Source organism: Agromyces mangrovi (assembly GCF_030296695.1).
Taxonomy (GTDB): Bacteria; Actinomycetota; Actinomycetes; order Actinomycetales; family Microbacteriaceae; genus Agromyces; species Agromyces mangrovi.
The window spans coordinates 3,556,829-3,571,802 of record NZ_AP027737.1 but is presented as its reverse complement, the minus strand read 5'-3'; the positions used below and the strand labels follow the sequence as shown (position 1 = coordinate 3,571,802).

At 74.2% G+C, this 14,974-nt stretch carries 15 protein-coding genes and 1 pseudogene; all 16 read left to right on the top strand.

All coding sequences use genetic code 11. The features are described 5' to 3' along the window. Positions 1–16: 16 nt before the first annotated feature. Positions 17–1,201 carry a bifunctional phosphopantothenoylcysteine decarboxylase/phosphopantothenate--cysteine ligase CoaBC gene (gene coaBC / locus QUE38_RS17075; RefSeq protein ID WP_286309520.1) on the top strand — a complete coding sequence of 395 codons (1,185 nt, stop codon included), beginning with the start codon at positions 17–19 and terminating at the stop codon, positions 1,199–1,201. Between the two features lie 60 nt (positions 1,202–1,261). Further along, positions 1,262–2,455, top strand: coding sequence for a methionine adenosyltransferase (gene metK / locus QUE38_RS17070; protein WP_286309519.1), 1,194 nt, complete (start codon positions 1,262–1,264; stop codon positions 2,453–2,455). Then, entirely contained in the window at positions 2,455–4,413 is a 1,959-nt protein-coding gene (locus QUE38_RS17065; RefSeq protein WP_286309517.1) for a primosomal protein N' family DNA-binding protein, read from the top strand. Before metK ends, QUE38_RS17065 begins: the two co-directional genes overlap by 1 nt. Further along, a pseudogene (fmt, locus tag QUE38_RS17060) lies at positions 4,414–5,330 on the top strand (methionyl-tRNA formyltransferase). Next, entirely contained in the window at positions 5,327–6,775 is a 1,449-nt protein-coding gene (locus QUE38_RS17055) for an RsmB/NOP family class I SAM-dependent RNA methyltransferase (RefSeq protein WP_286309516.1), read from the top strand. Before fmt ends, QUE38_RS17055 begins: the two are co-directional and overlap by 4 nt. Beyond that, positions 6,772–7,440, top strand: coding sequence for a ribulose-phosphate 3-epimerase (rpe, locus tag QUE38_RS17050; RefSeq protein ID WP_286309515.1), 669 nt, complete (start codon positions 6,772–6,774; stop codon positions 7,438–7,440). The genes QUE38_RS17055 and rpe overlap by 4 nt, the downstream gene beginning before the upstream one ends. 10 nt (positions 7,441–7,450) lie before the next feature. Next, a complete protein-coding gene (locus QUE38_RS17045) occupies positions 7,451–7,714 on the top strand; it encodes a phosphoribosyl-ATP diphosphatase (protein WP_286309514.1) in 264 nt (87 codons plus the stop codon). Positions 7,715–7,760: 46 nt separating this feature from the next. Then, positions 7,761–8,600 carry an ATP phosphoribosyltransferase gene (gene hisG / locus QUE38_RS17040; protein ID WP_286309513.1) on the top strand — a complete coding sequence of 280 codons (840 nt, stop codon included), beginning with the start codon at positions 7,761–7,763 and terminating at the stop codon, positions 8,598–8,600. Beyond that, on the top strand, positions 8,600–9,364 hold the full coding sequence (gene hisF / locus QUE38_RS17035; RefSeq protein WP_286309512.1) for an imidazole glycerol phosphate synthase subunit HisF: 765 nt from the start codon (positions 8,600–8,602) through the stop codon (positions 9,362–9,364). Before hisG ends, hisF begins: the two co-directional genes overlap by 1 nt. Positions 9,365–9,426: 62 nt before the next feature. Further along, on the top strand, positions 9,427–9,765 hold the full coding sequence (gene hisI, locus QUE38_RS17030) for a phosphoribosyl-AMP cyclohydrolase (RefSeq protein ID WP_286311886.1): 339 nt from the start codon (positions 9,427–9,429) through the stop codon (positions 9,763–9,765). Between the two features lie 31 nt (positions 9,766–9,796). Next, entirely contained in the window at positions 9,797–11,335 is a 1,539-nt protein-coding gene (locus QUE38_RS17025) for an anthranilate synthase component I (protein WP_286309510.1), read from the top strand. Between the two features lies 1 nt (position 11,336). Beyond that, positions 11,337–11,924 carry a Trp biosynthesis-associated membrane protein gene (locus QUE38_RS17020; RefSeq protein ID WP_286309509.1) on the top strand — a complete coding sequence of 196 codons (588 nt, stop codon included), beginning with the start codon at positions 11,337–11,339 and terminating at the stop codon, positions 11,922–11,924. A gap of 49 nt (positions 11,925–11,973) precedes the next feature. Then, complete coding sequence (locus QUE38_RS17015) at positions 11,974–12,204, top strand: DUF6704 family protein (RefSeq protein WP_286309508.1); 231 nt, start codon at positions 11,974–11,976, stop codon at positions 12,202–12,204. Between the two features lie 5 nt (positions 12,205–12,209). Continuing rightward, complete coding sequence (gene trpC, locus QUE38_RS17010; protein WP_286309506.1) at positions 12,210–12,980, top strand: indole-3-glycerol phosphate synthase TrpC; 771 nt, start codon at positions 12,210–12,212, stop codon at positions 12,978–12,980. Next, positions 12,981–14,189 carry a tryptophan synthase subunit beta gene (trpB, locus tag QUE38_RS17005; protein WP_286309505.1) on the top strand — a complete coding sequence of 403 codons (1,209 nt, stop codon included), beginning with the start codon at positions 12,981–12,983 and terminating at the stop codon, positions 14,187–14,189. Further along, the gene (gene trpA / locus QUE38_RS17000) at positions 14,186–14,971 is read left to right on the top strand and encodes a tryptophan synthase subunit alpha (RefSeq protein ID WP_286309504.1); all 786 of its coding nucleotides are present in this window, start codon (positions 14,186–14,188) and stop codon (positions 14,969–14,971) included. Before trpB ends, trpA begins: the two co-directional genes overlap by 4 nt. Positions 14,972–14,974 lie beyond the last annotated feature (3 nt).

The following is a 14,974-nucleotide window of genomic DNA, read 5'->3' as shown; positions in this document are numbered from 1 at the left end:
CGTCGAGGTGGCGCCGTTGAACGTCGTCGTCGGCATCACCGGCGGCATCGCCGCGTACAAGGCCGTCGGCGTCGTGCGCGAGCTGGTGCTCTCCGGGCACGACGTGCACGTCGTCCCGACCGAGTCGGCGCTGCGCTTCGTCGGTCGCCCGACGCTCGAGGCGATCAGCCGCAACCCGGTGCACGACGAGCTCTACGAGGGCGTCGCCGAGGTGCGGCACGTCGCCATCGGCCAGGCCGCCGACCTCATCGTGATCGCCCCGGCGACCGCGAACACCATCGCGCGGCTCGCGGCGGGCCTCGCCGACGACCTGCTCGGCAACACCGTGCTCGCCTCGGAGGCGCCGCTGGTGATCGCGCCTGCCATGCACACCGAGATGTGGCGCAACCCCGCCACGCAGGCGAACATCGCGACACTGCGCTCCCGCGGCGTGACGATCGTCGGCCCCGCGGTCGGCCAGCTCACCGGTGCCGACAGCGGACCGGGTCGCATGGAGGAGCCGCCCGCGATCGTGTCGGCCGCACTCGCCCGGGTGACGGCACCGGTCGGCGACCTCGCCGGCCGTCGCGTCGTCGTGACCGCGGGCGGCACCCGCGAACCGCTCGACCCGGTGCGCTTCCTCGGCAACCGCTCGAGCGGCCGCCAGGGCGTCGCGATCGCCGACGCGGCCCGTGCGCGCGGCGCCGAGGTGACGCTCATCGCCGCCAACCTCGAGGTCGAGCGGCCCGACGGATGCGACGTGCGCGACGTCTCCACCACCGCGGAGCTGCGTGCCGCGGTGCGCGAGGCCGCGGCGGGCGCCGACGTCGTCGTGATGGCGGCGGCGGTGTCCGACTACCGTCCGGCGGCGGTCAGCGAGCTGAAGCTGAAGAAGGATGACTCGGGCGACGGGATGACCCTGGAGCTCGTGCGCAACCCCGACATACTCGCCGAACTGGGCCACGAGCCGCACGAGGGCACGCTGCTCGTGGGCTTCGCCGCCGAGACCGAGCCCGACGACGATCGGCTGCTCGAGGTGGCGCGTGCCAAGCGAGAGGCGAAGGGCTGCGACCTGCTCGTCGTGAACCGCGTGGGCTGGAGCGAGGGCTTCGGCACGCCCGACAACGCCGTCGTCGTCATCGGCGCAGGCGGCGAGGTCGTCACACGCGTACACGGGGACAAGCTGTCGGTGGCGCACGGCATCCTCGACATGGTTGTCTGAGACCGACGGATGCCGCGCCCGCGGCGTCCGTGCGCCACGAAGGGACATCGAACCAACCGCATGAGCGAACTCCGCCTGTTCACCTCCGAGTCGGTCACCGAGGGGCACCCCGACAAGATCTGCGACCAGGTCTCGGACTCGATCCTCGACGCACTGCTCACCGTCGACCCGCACAGCCGGGTCGCGGTGGAGACGCTCGTGACCACGGGCCTCGTGCACGTCGCGGGCGAGGTGCGCACGACCGGGTACGTCGAGATCCCCGCGATCGTGCGCGAGCGCATCACGTCGATCGGGTACGACTCGTCCGACGTGTGGTTCGACGGCCGTTCGTGCGGTGTGTCGATCTCGATCGGCGGGCAGTCGCCCGACATCGCGGTGGGCGTCGACCAGGCGTTCGAGTCCCGCGAGGGTGCCAGCATCGACGAGCTCGACCGCCAGGGCGCGGGCGACCAGGGCATCATGTTCGGCTACGCGGTCAACGAGACCCCCGAACTCATGCCGATCCCGATCTGGACCGCGCACCGCCTCGCCGAGCGGCTCGCCGCGGTGCGTCGTTCGGGCGAGCTCGACTACCTGCGCCCCGACGGCAAGACGCAGGTCACGGTCGGCTACGAGGGCGACGTCGCGCGCACCATCGACACGGTCGTGCTGTCCACGCAGCACTCGCCGAAGGTCGACACCGCGACGCTCCGCGCCGAGGTCGAGCAGACCGTGATCCGCCCCGTCGTGGAGCGCACTGGCCTCGACGCGACGAACGTGAAGGTGCTCATCAACCCGACGGGTCGCTTCGAGATCGGCGGCCCGCAGGGCGACGCCGGGCTCACCGGCCGCAAGGTCATCATCGACACCTACGGCGGCGCGAGCCGACACGGCGGCGGTGCGTTCAGCGGCAAGGACCCGTCGAAGGTCGATCGCTCCGCCGCGTACGCCATGCGCTGGGTCGCGAAGAACGCGGTCGCCGCGGGCCTCGCCGACCGGCTCGAGCTGCAGGTCGCCTACGCGATCGGCAAGGCCGCGCCCGTCGGCCTCTACGTGGAGACTTTCGGCACCGCCCACGTGCCCGAGGAGCGCATCATCGGCGCGATTCGCGAGGTGTTCGACCTGCGTCCGGCCGCGATCATCCGCGACCTCGACCTGCTGCGGCCGATCTACGCGAAGACGTCGACCTACGGGCACTTCGGCCGCGAGCTGCCCGACTTCACCTGGGAGCGCACGGACCGCGTCGACGACCTGCGCAGCGCCGCACGGCTCTGATGCCCGGCGGGCGCGTCGCCAGGGTCGCGATCGACTCGCCCCTGCCGCAGCTCGACCAGCTGTTCGACTACGCCGTTCCCGAGGCCCTCGCCGACCGGGCGGTCCAGGGCGCCGCGGTGCGGGTGCCGCTGCGCAGCGGTGGCCGGCTCGCGCGCGGCTGGATCGTCGAGCTCGCCGACGAGAGCGACTTCGACGGCCGGCTCAGTGAGATCGACGAGGTCACGACGCTCGTTCCCGTACTCGCGCCCGAGGTGTGGGCGCTCGCGCGCCGCGTCGCCGACCGGGCGGCGGGCTCCGCGAGCGACGTGCTCCGGCTGGCGATCCCCTCGCGCTACGTGCGGGCCGAGAAGGCGTGGGTGAAGGAGCATCCGCCCGCTGCGGAGCCCTCGGCTGCGCCCGAGGCGACGGATGCCCCGGGCGAGCCCGACGCGCTCGACCAGGCGGTGGCCCAGCGCGCCCGCATCGCGCTCCAGGCGCTGCCCGGGGTCGAGATGCTGTCGGGCGGCGCGACGGTCGGCCGCTGGGCGGTCACCCTCGCCACCGCGGCGGCGCACGTGCTGGCCCAGGGCGAGACCACCATCGTCGCGGTGCCCGACCACCGCGACCTGGCGCAGCTGGAGCACGCGCTGCGCGACGTCGTGCCCGAGGAGCGCATCACCCGGGTCGACGCAGGCCAGACCGGAGCCGCCCGCTACCGCGGGTTCCTCGACTGCCTCGACGGCACCGCGCGCGTGATCATCGGCAATCGTTCCGCCGCGTACGCGCCCGCGACGCGGCTGGGCCTCATCGCGCTCTGGGACGACGGCGATCCGCTGTTCGCCGAGCCGCTCAGCCCGGGCGTGCACGCGCGCGACGCGGCGCTCGTGCGGCAGGAGCAGTCGGGTGCCGCGCTGGTGTTCGCCGCGCACGCGCGCAGCACCGAGGTGCAGCGGCTGGTCGGGCTCGGCTGGTGCCGGCAGGTCGAGCCCGAACGGCTGGCCCGTCCGCGCGTGGTCGTCGACGAGGCGGGCAGCGACCCGGGCACGGCGCGCATCCCCTCTGCCGCCTGGCGAGCCGCGCGCGACGCCTCGCGCGAGGGCCCGGTGCTGCTGCAGGTCGCGCGCCCGGGGTACGCGGCCGCGCTCGCCTGCGCGCGGTGCGGGTCGCCCGCGACCTGCGCGGCGTGCGGCGGCGGTCTCGAGCAGCGCGGTCCGCGCGCCGCGCCGACCTGCCGGGTGTGCGGCACGCACGCCAACGGGTTCCGGTGCGCCGAGTGCGAGGGCGACCGCCTGCGCATGGTGTCGGTCGGGTCCGAGCGCACGGCGGAGGAGCTGGGACGCGCGTTCCCGGGCACGCGGGTGATCGTCTCCGACGGTGAGCGCCCGCTCACCGAGGTCGGGTCGGAGCCCGCACTCGTGATCGCCACGCGGGGAGCCGAGCCGGTCGCAGCCGGCGGCTACCGCGCGGTGCTGCTGCTCGACGGCGAGCGGATGCTGCTGCGCGAGGCGCTCCGCGTGTCGGAGGACTGCGTGCGCTGGTGGGCCGACGCCGCCGCGCTCGCCGCCGACGACGCCCCCGTGCACCTGGTCGGCGTGCGCGGGCGCATCGCCACCGCGCTCGCGACCTGGCAGCTCGCCCGCTGGGCCGAGGAGGAGCTCGCCGCCCGCCGGGAGCTGCGCTTCCCGCCCGCGGTGCGCGTCGCGACGGTCAAGGCCCGCGGGCCGGTGCTGGAGCGGCCAGTGGCCGAGGTCCGGGCGCTCGGCGACGGCGTCGACGTGCTCGGCCCGGTGCCCGTCGACGACGGGCTCGAGCGCGTGGTCGTGCGCATGGACTACGGCCGGGCGCAGGCGGTCGCGGCGTCGCTGCGCGCCTCGATGATCCGGGTCGCGACCGAGCGACGGCGGCCGGTGCAGGGCCAGCCCGTGCGACGCCCGCCTACACTCAGGGTGAGGTTCGACGACCAGGAGGCATTCGGCTAGATGCGCATCGTGTACGCGGGCACCCCGGAGGTGGCCGTCCCGTCGCTGGAGGCCCTCGCCGCATCGGACCACGAGGTGGTGGGCGTCGTGACCCGCCAGGACGCACCGCTCGGCCGCAAGCGCGTGCTGACCCCGTCTCCCGTCGCGGCGGCCGCGGAGCGCCTCGGCCTCCCCGTCGTGAAGGCGAATCGGCTGGATGCCGAGGCCACGGAGCGCATCATCGCCTGGGGTGCCGACCTCGGCGTGATCGTCGCCTACGGCGGGCTCGTGCGCGAACCGCTGCTCTCGGCGCCGCGCCACGGCTGGGTGAACCTGCACTTCTCGCTGCTGCCGCGCTGGCGCGGCGCCGCACCGGTGCAGCGCGCGCTCATGGCGGGCGACCGCGAGGTCGGCGCGTGCGTGTTCCGCCTCGTGCCCGAACTCGACGCCGGCGACGTGCTGGTCGAGCGCCGCACGGAGGTCGCGGACGGCGAGACCGCGGGTGAACTGCTCGCGCGCCTCGCCCGCGACGACGCCGACCTGGTCGTCACCGCGGCCGACGCGATCGCGGCCGGCACGGCGGTGGCGCGCCCGCAGGAGGAGCTCCGACGCTCGCGCCGAAGCTGACCCTGGCCGACGGCCGGGTCGACTGGACGGCACCCGCGACCCGCGTGCTCGACCGCTACCGGGGCGTCACGCCCGAGCCGGGCGCGCACACCGAGGTGGACGGCGCGCGCCTGAAAGTGCTCGAGCTCGCGCCGGCGGGGTCCGCCGAGCACCTCCCGCCCGGGCGCATGGCGCTCGTCGGAAAGCGGGCGCTGGTCGGCACGTCGACCGAGGCGCTGCACCTCGTGCGCGTGCAGCCCGCGGGCGGGAAGGCGATGTCCGCCGCCGACTGGCTGCGCGGTCGGGGCGCCGCCGACGTGGTGGCCCGATGAGCGGCGGCCGGCAGCGCCGCGACGGCTCGCGGCGCGACGGCGGCGGCCGGGCCACGCGCGTCTCGCCCGCCCGCCTCGTCGCGGCCGAGGTGCTGCTCGCGGTGCGCGAGTCCGACGCGTACGCGAACCTGCTGCTGCCGACGCGCATCGCGCGGGCCGGGCTCTCCGAGGCCGACGCGGGCCTCGCGACCGAGCTCACGTACGGCACGCTCCGCATGTCGGGGTACTACGACCGCATCATCGCCATCGCCGCGGGTCGCGCGATCGACCGCATCGACCCGGCCGTGCTCGACGTGCTGCGCCTCGGCACCCACCAGCTGCTCGCGACGCGCGTGCCGACCCACGCCGCCGTGAACGAGTCCGTCGACCTGGTGCGTGCCATGGGCGCGCCGGCGGCGAGCGGCTTCGTCAACGGCGTGCTGCGCGGCATCTCGCGCGTCTCGGCCGACGCGTGGGCGACTCGCGTGCGCGAGGCGGCGGACGGCCCCGACGACGCGCTCGCGGCGCTGTCGTCGCACCCGGCATGGGTGGTCCGCGCGCTGCGCACCTCGCTCGACCACGAGCACCGCGCCGACGAGCTCGACGAGCTGCTCGCCGCCGACAACGCCGCGCCCGCGGTGAACTACGCGGTGCTGGGCGGGGCGGATGCCGCGAAGCCGGCCACCCTCGGCGACCCCGACCGGTTCTCGCCGATCGGGTTCACGTCGACCGGCGGCGACCCGACCCGGGCGCTCGCGGGTCACGAGGGTCGCGTGCGCGTGCAGGACGAGGGCTCGCAGCTCGCGGCGCTCGCGCTGACCCGTGCCCGCGCGGTGCGGGCGGGGGAGCGCTGGCTCGACCTCTGCGCGGGGCCTGGCGGCAAGACGGCGGTGCTCGCGTCGGAGGCCCGCGCGGGCGGGGCCGTGCTCGAGGCGAACGAGGTGGTGCCGGCCCGAGCGCAGCTCGTGCGCCGAGCCCTCGACGGCGTCGACGACGCGGTCGAGGTGCACGAGCGCGACGGGCGCGTGTACGGCGACGAGCACCCCGGCGCGTTCGACCGCATCCTGCTCGACGCGCCCTGCACGGGCCTCGGTGCGCTCCGTCGCCGTCCCGAGGCGCGCTGGCGGAAGTCGCCCGACGACGTCGCCGAGCTCACCGCACTGCAGTCCCAGCTCGTCGACTCGGCCGTCGCCGCGCTCGCGCCGGGCGGGCTGCTCGCCTACGTGACCTGCTCCCCGCACACGGCCGAGACCCGGGCGATCGTGCGCCAGGCGCTCCGCCGGCACGACGACCTCGAGCGGGCCGACGTGCACGCCGTGCTCGGCGATGTGGCGCTGCATCCGCTCGAGCTCACGGGCGATGCGGGGGAGGCGCAGCTCTGGCCGCACCGGCACGGATGCGACGCCATGTTCATCGCACTGCTGGCGAAGCGCGAGCCCGAGGCGTCGATAGGCTCGCAGTCATGACCACGCGGATCAACCCAAGCATCCTCGCGGCCGACTTCGCCAACCTCGAGCGCGAGCTCGGGCGCATCGCGACGGCGGACCTCGTGCACGTCGACATCATGGACAACCACTTCGTGCCGAACCTCACGTTCGGCCTGACCATGGTGGAGCGCCTGCAGCAGGTGTCGCCGATCCCGCTCGACGTGCACCTCATGATCGACGATCCCGACGCCTGGGCGCCCGGCTACGCGGAGGCGGGCGCCGCGTCGGTCACGTTCCACGCCGAGGCGGCGGCCGACCCCGTCGCGCTCGCCCGGCGGCTCCGCGCGATCGGTGCGCGCGCCGGCATCGCGCTGAAGCCCGGCACCGAGCCCGACGACGTGCTCGAGGTGCTGCACGAGTTCGACCAGGTACTCGTCATGACCGTCGAGCCGGGCTTCGGCGGCCAGTCGTTCATGCCCCAGACCATGCCGAAGCTGCGTCGCGTCGCCGACGCGGTCGCCGCGTCGGGGCTCGACGTGTGGCTGCAGGTCGACGGCGGCATCGCGGCCGACACGATCGGCATCGCCGCCGAGGCGGGCGCGGACACGTTCGTCGCCGGCTCGGCGGTGTACGGCGGCGACCCGACGGCGCGCATCGCGGAGCTGCGCGCCGAGGCGGCGAAGCACACCCACGCGCACCGGTAGCCTGTAGGACGTGAAGACGTTCGATGCCCTGTTCGCCGAGCTGAGCGAGAAGGCCCGCACCCGTCCCGAGGGCTCGGGCACGGTCGCGGCGCTCGACGCCGGCGTGCACCAGATCGGCAAGAAGGTCGTCGAGGAGGCGGCCGAGGTCTGGATGGCCGCGGAGTACCAGAGCGACGACGAGACGGCCGAGGAGATCTCGCAGCTGCTGTACCACCTGCAGGTGCTGATGCTGGCGCGCGGCCTCGAGCCGGCGGACGTCTACCGACATCTGTGAGCGATCGCCCCAGCCACCCCGATCGTCCACGAGCGAAAGCCGTTCCATGCTGAGAATCGCAGTGCCCAACAAGGGCTCCCTCTCCGAGACCGCCGCGCAGATGCTGCACGAGGCCGGGTACACCGGTCGTCGCGACTCGCGCGAGCTCGTCGTCGCCGACCCGCGCAACGACGTCGAGTTCTTCTACCTCCGCCCGCGCGACATCGCCACGTACGTCGGCTCGGGCGCGCTCGACGTCGGCATCACGGGTCGCGACCTGCTGCTCGACTCGGGGTCGGATGCCTCCGAGATCGCCGAGCTCGGCTTCGGCGGCTCGACCTTCCGCTTCGCCGGCACGCCCGGCGCGTTCTCCGAGCTGTCCGACCTCCAGGGCGTGCGCGTGGCGACGAGCTACCCGGGCCTCGTCGGCGCCTTCCTCGAGCGCCACGGCGTGGCATCCGACCTCGTGCGCCTCGACGGCGCGGTCGAGTCGGCCGTGCGCCTGGGCGTCGCCGACGCGGTCGCCGACGTCGTCTCGACCGGCGGCACGCTGCGCAAGGCGGGCCTGGAGATCTTCGGCCCGGTGATCCTCGACTCGACCGCCGTGCTCATCGGCTCGGGCACGCACGCGCCGGGCACGACCACGCTGGTGCGACGCCTCAACGGCGTGATCGTGGCGCGCGAGTACGTGATGCTCGACTACGACGTGCCCATGAGCCTGCTCGAGCAGGCGACCGCGGTGGCGCCCGGCTTCGAGTCGCCGACCGTCTCGCCGCTGCACGACCGCGAGTGGGCGGCCGTGCGGGTCATGATCAAGCGCACCGACACGAACCACGTGATGGACGCGCTCTACGAGCTCGGCGCGCGGGCGATCCTCGTCAGCGCCATCCACGCGGCGAGGCTCTGATGTCCGTCGCGGTCCGCGTCATCCCGTGCCTCGACGTGGCCGGCGGCCGCGTGGTGAAGGGCGTCAACTTCCGCGACCTGCGCGACGCGGGCGACCCCGTCGAGCTCGCGCGGCTGTACGGCGAGCAGGGCGCCGACGAGCTGTGCTTCCTCGACGTCACGGCGACCGTCGACGACCGTTCGACCACGTACGAGGTGGTCCAGGCCACCGCGGAGCAGGTGTTCATCCCGCTCACGGTCGGGGGCGGCATCCGCTCGGTCGAGGACGTCGCGCGCCTGCAGGGCCACGGTGCCGACAAGGTGGGCGTGAACAGCGCCGCCATCGCCCGCCCCGCGCTGATCGGCGAGATCGCCGACCGGTTCGGCTCGCAGGTGCTCGTGCTGTCGCTCGACGTGAAGCGGTCGGATGCCACCGAGTCGGGGTTCGTCGTGACGACCCACGGCGGCCGTACCGAGACGACGCTCGACGCGCTCGCCTGGGCGACGCAGGCCATCGAGCTGGGCGTGGGCGAGCTGCTCGTCAACTCCATCGACGCCGACGGCACCAAGCAGGGCTTCGACGCCGAGCTGGTCGCGCTCATGCACGAGCTGTCGTCGGTGCCCGTGATCGCCTCCGGCGGGGCGGGCGCGGTGGAGCACTTCGCCCCGGCGGTGGCCGCGGGGGCCGACGCCGTGCTGGCGGCATCCGTGTTCCACAATCGAGAGCTCACGATCGGCGAGGTCAAGGACGCCCTCGCCGCCGACGGGAGGACGGTGCGACGATGACCGACCGCGAAGACGAGGAGCTGGAGCGCGAAGCTGAGCCCTGGGCGCCCGGCGCGTCGCCGATGGACCGTGCCGCGTTCAACGGCGACGGGCTGCTGCCCGCGGTCATCCAGCAGTGGGACACCGGCGAGGTGCTCATGCTCGGCTGGATGGACCGCGAGGCGATGCGGCGCACCCTCACCGAGGGGCGCGTGACGTTCTGGTCGCGCTCCCGGCAGGAGTACTGGCGCAAGGGCGACACGTCGGGCCACGCGCAGTACGTGCGCGAGGCCGCTCTCGACTGCGACGGCGATACGCTGTTGGTGCGCGTCGACCAGGTCGGCGTCGCCTGCCACACGGGCACACGCACCTGCTTCGACGGCGACCCGCTCGAGGTCGTCGCAGGCCACGCACCCGCCTGAGTCCCCGCCCACCCGCGCCACGAGGAGCACGATGCCGACCACCGCCGAGCAGACCGGCACGACCGGTCGCGCCGACTTCGACGCGCTGCTGCCCGGCCGCCGGGTCGTGCCCGTCACGCGCGAGCTCTTCGCCGACGGCGAGACGCCCGTGGGCATCTACCGCAAGCTCGCCGACGGCCGCCCGGGCACGTTCCTGCTCGAGTCGGCCGAGCAGGGCGGCATCTGGTCGCGCTACTCGTTCGTCGGCTCCGCCTCGTACGGCGTGCTGACCCAGCGCGGCGACGTCGCGGAGTGGCTCGACTACGGCCTCGACGCCGGGCGAGCGCTGGGGGCGGATGCCCCGGGGGGACCGCTCGCCGCCGTCTCGGCGCTGTACTCGCGCTGGCACACCGAGCCGGTGCCCGGCCTGCCGCCGCTCACGGGCGGGCTGGTGGGCTTCATCGGCTGGGAGGCGATCCGCCAGATCGAGCGGCTCCCGAACCGCCCGCCGGCCGAGGGCGCGGTGGTCGGCCAGGCGCTGAGCTTCGTCTCCGAGCTCGTCGTGCTCGACCACCGGCGCGGCACCGTGCAGCTCATCGTGAGCGCGCTGAACGACGGGGTCGACGACGCCGATGCGCTCTGGGCCGATGCGCAGCAGCGCCTCGATCGGATGCAGCGTGCCATGGCCGCCCCCGCCGAGGCGCACCTCGCCGTGGTCGACCTGGCCACGCCCGCGGCGCCGACCTCGCGCACCGAGAAGCAGGACTTCCTCGACGCGGTCGTGACCAGCAAGGAGTACATCCGCGAGGGCGACATCTTCCAGGTCGTCATCTCGCAGCGCTTCGAGCAGGAGTGCACGGCTGCGCCGATCGACGTCTACCGCGTGCTGCGCAGCCTCAACCCGAGCCCGTACATGTACCTGCTGAGTCTCGAGGATCCGGACGGCGAGCCGTACTGGATCGTCGGCTCGTCGCCCGAGGCGCTCGTGAAGGTGCAGGAAGGACGCGTGTACACGCATCCGATCGCCGGGTCGAAGCCGCGCGGCGCCACCCCGGAGTCCGACGCGGACTTCGAGGCCGAGCTCTCGCGCGACCCGAAGGAGCGCGCCGAGCACCTGATGCTCGTCGACCTCGCCCGCAACGACCTCGCGAAGGTGTGCGCGGCCGGCTCGGTCGAGGTGACCGAGTTCATGCGCGTGGAGCGGTTCAGCCACATCATGCACCTCGTCTCGTCCGTCGAGGGCGACCTGCTGCCCACCGCCGACGCGATCGACGTGTTCCGCGCGACCTTCCCGGCCGGCACGCTCTCGGGGGCGCCGAAGCCGCGTGCACTCGAGATCATCGACGAGCTCGAGCCCGTGCAGCGCGGCGTCTACGGCGGCGTCGTCGGCTACTTCGGGTTCGGCGGCGACGCCGACCTCGCCATCGCGATCCGCACGGCCACGATCCGCGGCGGCGTCGCGCGCGTGCAGGCCGGCGGCGGCCTCGTGGCCGACTCGAACCCCGAGTCGGAGTTCCAGGAGTCGCAGAACAAGGCCGCCGCACCGCTGCGCGCGGTCGCGGTCGCCAACGCCATGCGGACGCTGGGCTGACGTGCCCGCACGCCGCCTCAAGCTCACCCTGGTGCTCGCCGTGCTCGGCGCCTCGGGGCTGGGCCTCGTCGCGTGGACCCAGACCTGGTTCACGATCACGCTCGACACCGGCGACGCGCACGCGGTCCCGGGCGAGGTGGCGGATGCCGCGCTGGCGGCGCTCGCCCTCGCCGGACTCGCCCTCGGCGCGGCGCTCGCGATCGCCGGTCGCGTGGCACGGCTCGTGCTGGGCGTGCTCGCCGTCGTGCTCGGCGCGTGCGTCGTCCTGTCGGCCTGGCTCGCGCTGGTCGACCCCGCGGCGGCCGCGGCGCCGGTCGTGACCGAGGCCACCGGCATCGCCGGCGACTCGGCCGCGGCGCTCGTGACGTCGGTCGCCGGCACGGCCTGGCCGTGGCTGGGCGCCGCGTCGGGCGTCGTGCTGGCCGCGGCCGGCATCGCGGTGCTCGCGACCTCGTCGCGGTGGCCCGAGTCGTCGCGCCGCTACCGCGCCGTGCAGGTCGAGCGCGCCGACGGCGGTTCCGCGGGCGCCGTCGACGAATGGGACGAGCTCTCGCGCGGCGAGGACCCCACCGAGCCGGGTCGGGACTGACCGCGGCCAGCCGATAGACTTCCTCCGTCCCCGAACCAGAAGGAGCATCATGAGCACTGACATCAGCGACCCGGGCCACGGACACTCGCCCGCAGCCTGGATTGCCGTGGTGATCATGCTCGTCGCGTTCTCGATCGGCACCGTCGCCTTCTTCTTCGCCGTCGAGTGGCTCGTCTGGGCCTCTGCCGTGCTCCTCGTGCTCGGCGCGATCGTCGGCTGGGCGCTCGCGAAGGCGGGCTACGGCGTGGGTGGCGCCCGCGTCCCCGCAGTGGAGCACTGACCGACGTGCTGTCCGAGCTCACGGCGAACGCGGTCGCGGACGCCGAGGCCCGGCGCGCCGATCGGCCGCTCGCCGAGGTTGAGCGGGCCGCCCGCGAGCGACCCGCCGCGCTGGACGCCCTCGCGGCGCTCGCACCCGCCGACCGGGTGAAGATCATCGCCGAGGTCAAGCGCGCGAGCCCGTCGCGCGGCCCGCTGGCCGACATCCCCGATCCGGCCGCACTCGCGCGCGAGTACGAGGCGGGCGGTGCGAGCGCCATCAGCGTGCTCACCGAGGGACGCCGGTTCCTGGGGTCGCTCGCCGACCTCGAGGCCGTGCGCGCCGCGGTGTCGCTGCCCGTGCTGCGCAAGGACTTCATCGCCACGCCGTACCAGGTGTTCGAGGCGCGCGCCGCGGGCGCCGACCTCGTGCTGCTCATCGTGGGCGCGCTGGAGCAGCGCGACCTCGCCGAGCTGCACGCACTCATCGGCGAGCTCGGCATGACCGCGCTCGTCGAGACCCACGACGCCGACGAACTGGCGCGCGCCGCCGACGTCGGCGCACGCCTGATCGGCGTGAACGCACGCAACCTGTCCACCTTCGAGCTCGACCGCGAGCTGTTCGGGCGACTCGCCCCGAGCTTCCCCGACGGCGCCGTCAAGGTGGCCGAGTCGGCCGTCTCCACGGCCGACGACGTCGCCGCGTACCGCGCCGCGGGCGCCGACGTGGTCCTCGTGGGGGAGGCGCTCGTCACGAGCGAGCCCCGCGAGACGCTCGCGAGATTCCTGGGGGAGTAGATGTCCCTGCGCACCGAGACCGGTCCGTACTTCGGCGACTTCGGCGGGCGCTTCGTGCCCGAGTCGCTCATCGCCGCGCTCGACGAGCTCGACGAGGCCTGGCAGCTCGCCAAGCTCGACCCGGCGTTCCACGACGAGCTCGACGGCCTGCTGCGGGACTACGTCGGGCGCCCGTCGCCGCTGACCGAGGTGCGCCGCTTCGCCGAGCACGCCGGCGGGGCCCGCGTGTTCCTCAAGCGCGAAGACCTGAACCACACCGGCTCGCACAAGATCAACAACGTGCTCGGGCAGGCGTTGCTCACCAAGCGCGTCGGCAAGACCCGGGTGATCGCCGAGACCGGCGCCGGCCAGCACGGCGTCGCCACCGCGACCGCCGCAGCGCTGTTCGGCCTCGAGTGCGTGATCTACATGGGCGAGGTCGACACCGAGCGCCAGGCGCTCAACGTCGCCCGCATGCGGCTGCTCGGCGCCGAGGTGATCCCGGTGACGCACGGCTCGCGCACCCTCAAGGACGCGATCAACGAGGCGATGCGCGACTGGGTCACGAACGTCGGCCACACCAACTACATCTTCGGCACCGTGGCGGGCCCGCACCCGTTCCCGGCGATGGTGCGCGACCTGCAGAAGGTCATCGGCGAGGAGGCGCGCGCGCAGATGCTCGAGCGCACCGGCGCGCTGCCGACCGCGGTGGCCGCGTGCGTCGGCGGGGGATCGAACGCGATCGGCATCTTCCACGCCTTCCTCGACGACGCCGACGTCGCCCTCTACGGCTTCGAGGCCGGGGGCGAGGGCGTCGACACCGAGCGCCACGCCGCCACCATCGGCAAGGGCCGACCGGGCGTGCTGCACGGCGCCCGCAGCTACCTGCTGCAGGACGAGGACGGCCAGACCATCGAGTCGCATTCGATCTCGGCGGGGCTCGACTACCCGGGCGTCGGCCCGGAGCACTCGTGGCTCGCCGACGTGGGGCGCGCCCGGTACCGGGCGTCGACGGATGCCGCCGCCATGGACGCGCTCCGCCTGCTGTCGCGCACCGAGGGCATCATCCCCGCCATCGAGTCGGCGCACGCGCTCGCGGGTGCGCTCGAGCTCGGCCGCGAGCTCGGTCCGGAGGCGAGCATCCTCGTGAACCTCTCCGGGCGCGGCGACAAGGACATGGAGACGGCAGCCAAGTGGTTCGAGCTGATCGACGGCGAGGAGGGCGCATGAGCGTCGGCGAGACCATCGACGCACGTGTGGCGGCCGGCACCGGCGCACTCGTGGGCTACCTGCCGGTGGGCTTCCCGTCGCTCGGCGCGAGCGTCGACGCGGCGGTCGCGCTCGTCGAGAACGGGGTCGACGCGCTCGAGCTCGGCATCCCGTACTCCGACCCGGTGATGGACGGCCCCGTCATCCAGGACGCGACCCAGGCGGCCCTCGCGAACGGCTTCCGGCTCGCCCACGGCTTCGAGGCCGTGCGGGCGATCCGGGAGCAGGTCGACGCGCCGATCCTCATGATGACCTACTGGAACCCCGTGGTGCAGTACGGCGTCGACCGCTTCGCCGACGACCTCGCCGCGGCGGGCGGCGCGGGCCTCATCACGCCCGACCTCATCCCCGACGAGGGCGACGCGTGGCTCGCGGCATCCGACCGCACCGGCCTCGATCGAGTGTTCCTGGCCGCTCCGAGCTCATCGGATGCCCGGCTGGCGCGCACCGTCGAGGCGAGCCGCGGGTTCGTGTACGCGGTGTCGACCATGGGCATCACGGGCGCGCGCGCCGACGTCGACCGCGCCGCACGCACGCTCGTCGAGCGCCTCCGCGCCGCGGGCAGCCCGCGGTCGTGCGTGGGCGTCGGCATCTCGACGGCCGAGCAGGTGCGCGAGGTCGTCTCGTACGCCGACGGCGCGATCGTCGGCTCCGCGCTCGTGAAGGCCCTCGCCGACGGGGGCGTGGAGGGCGTCGCCGCCCTCGCCGCGGAGCTCGCGCGCGGCACCCGCCCGGCGGGGTAGTAC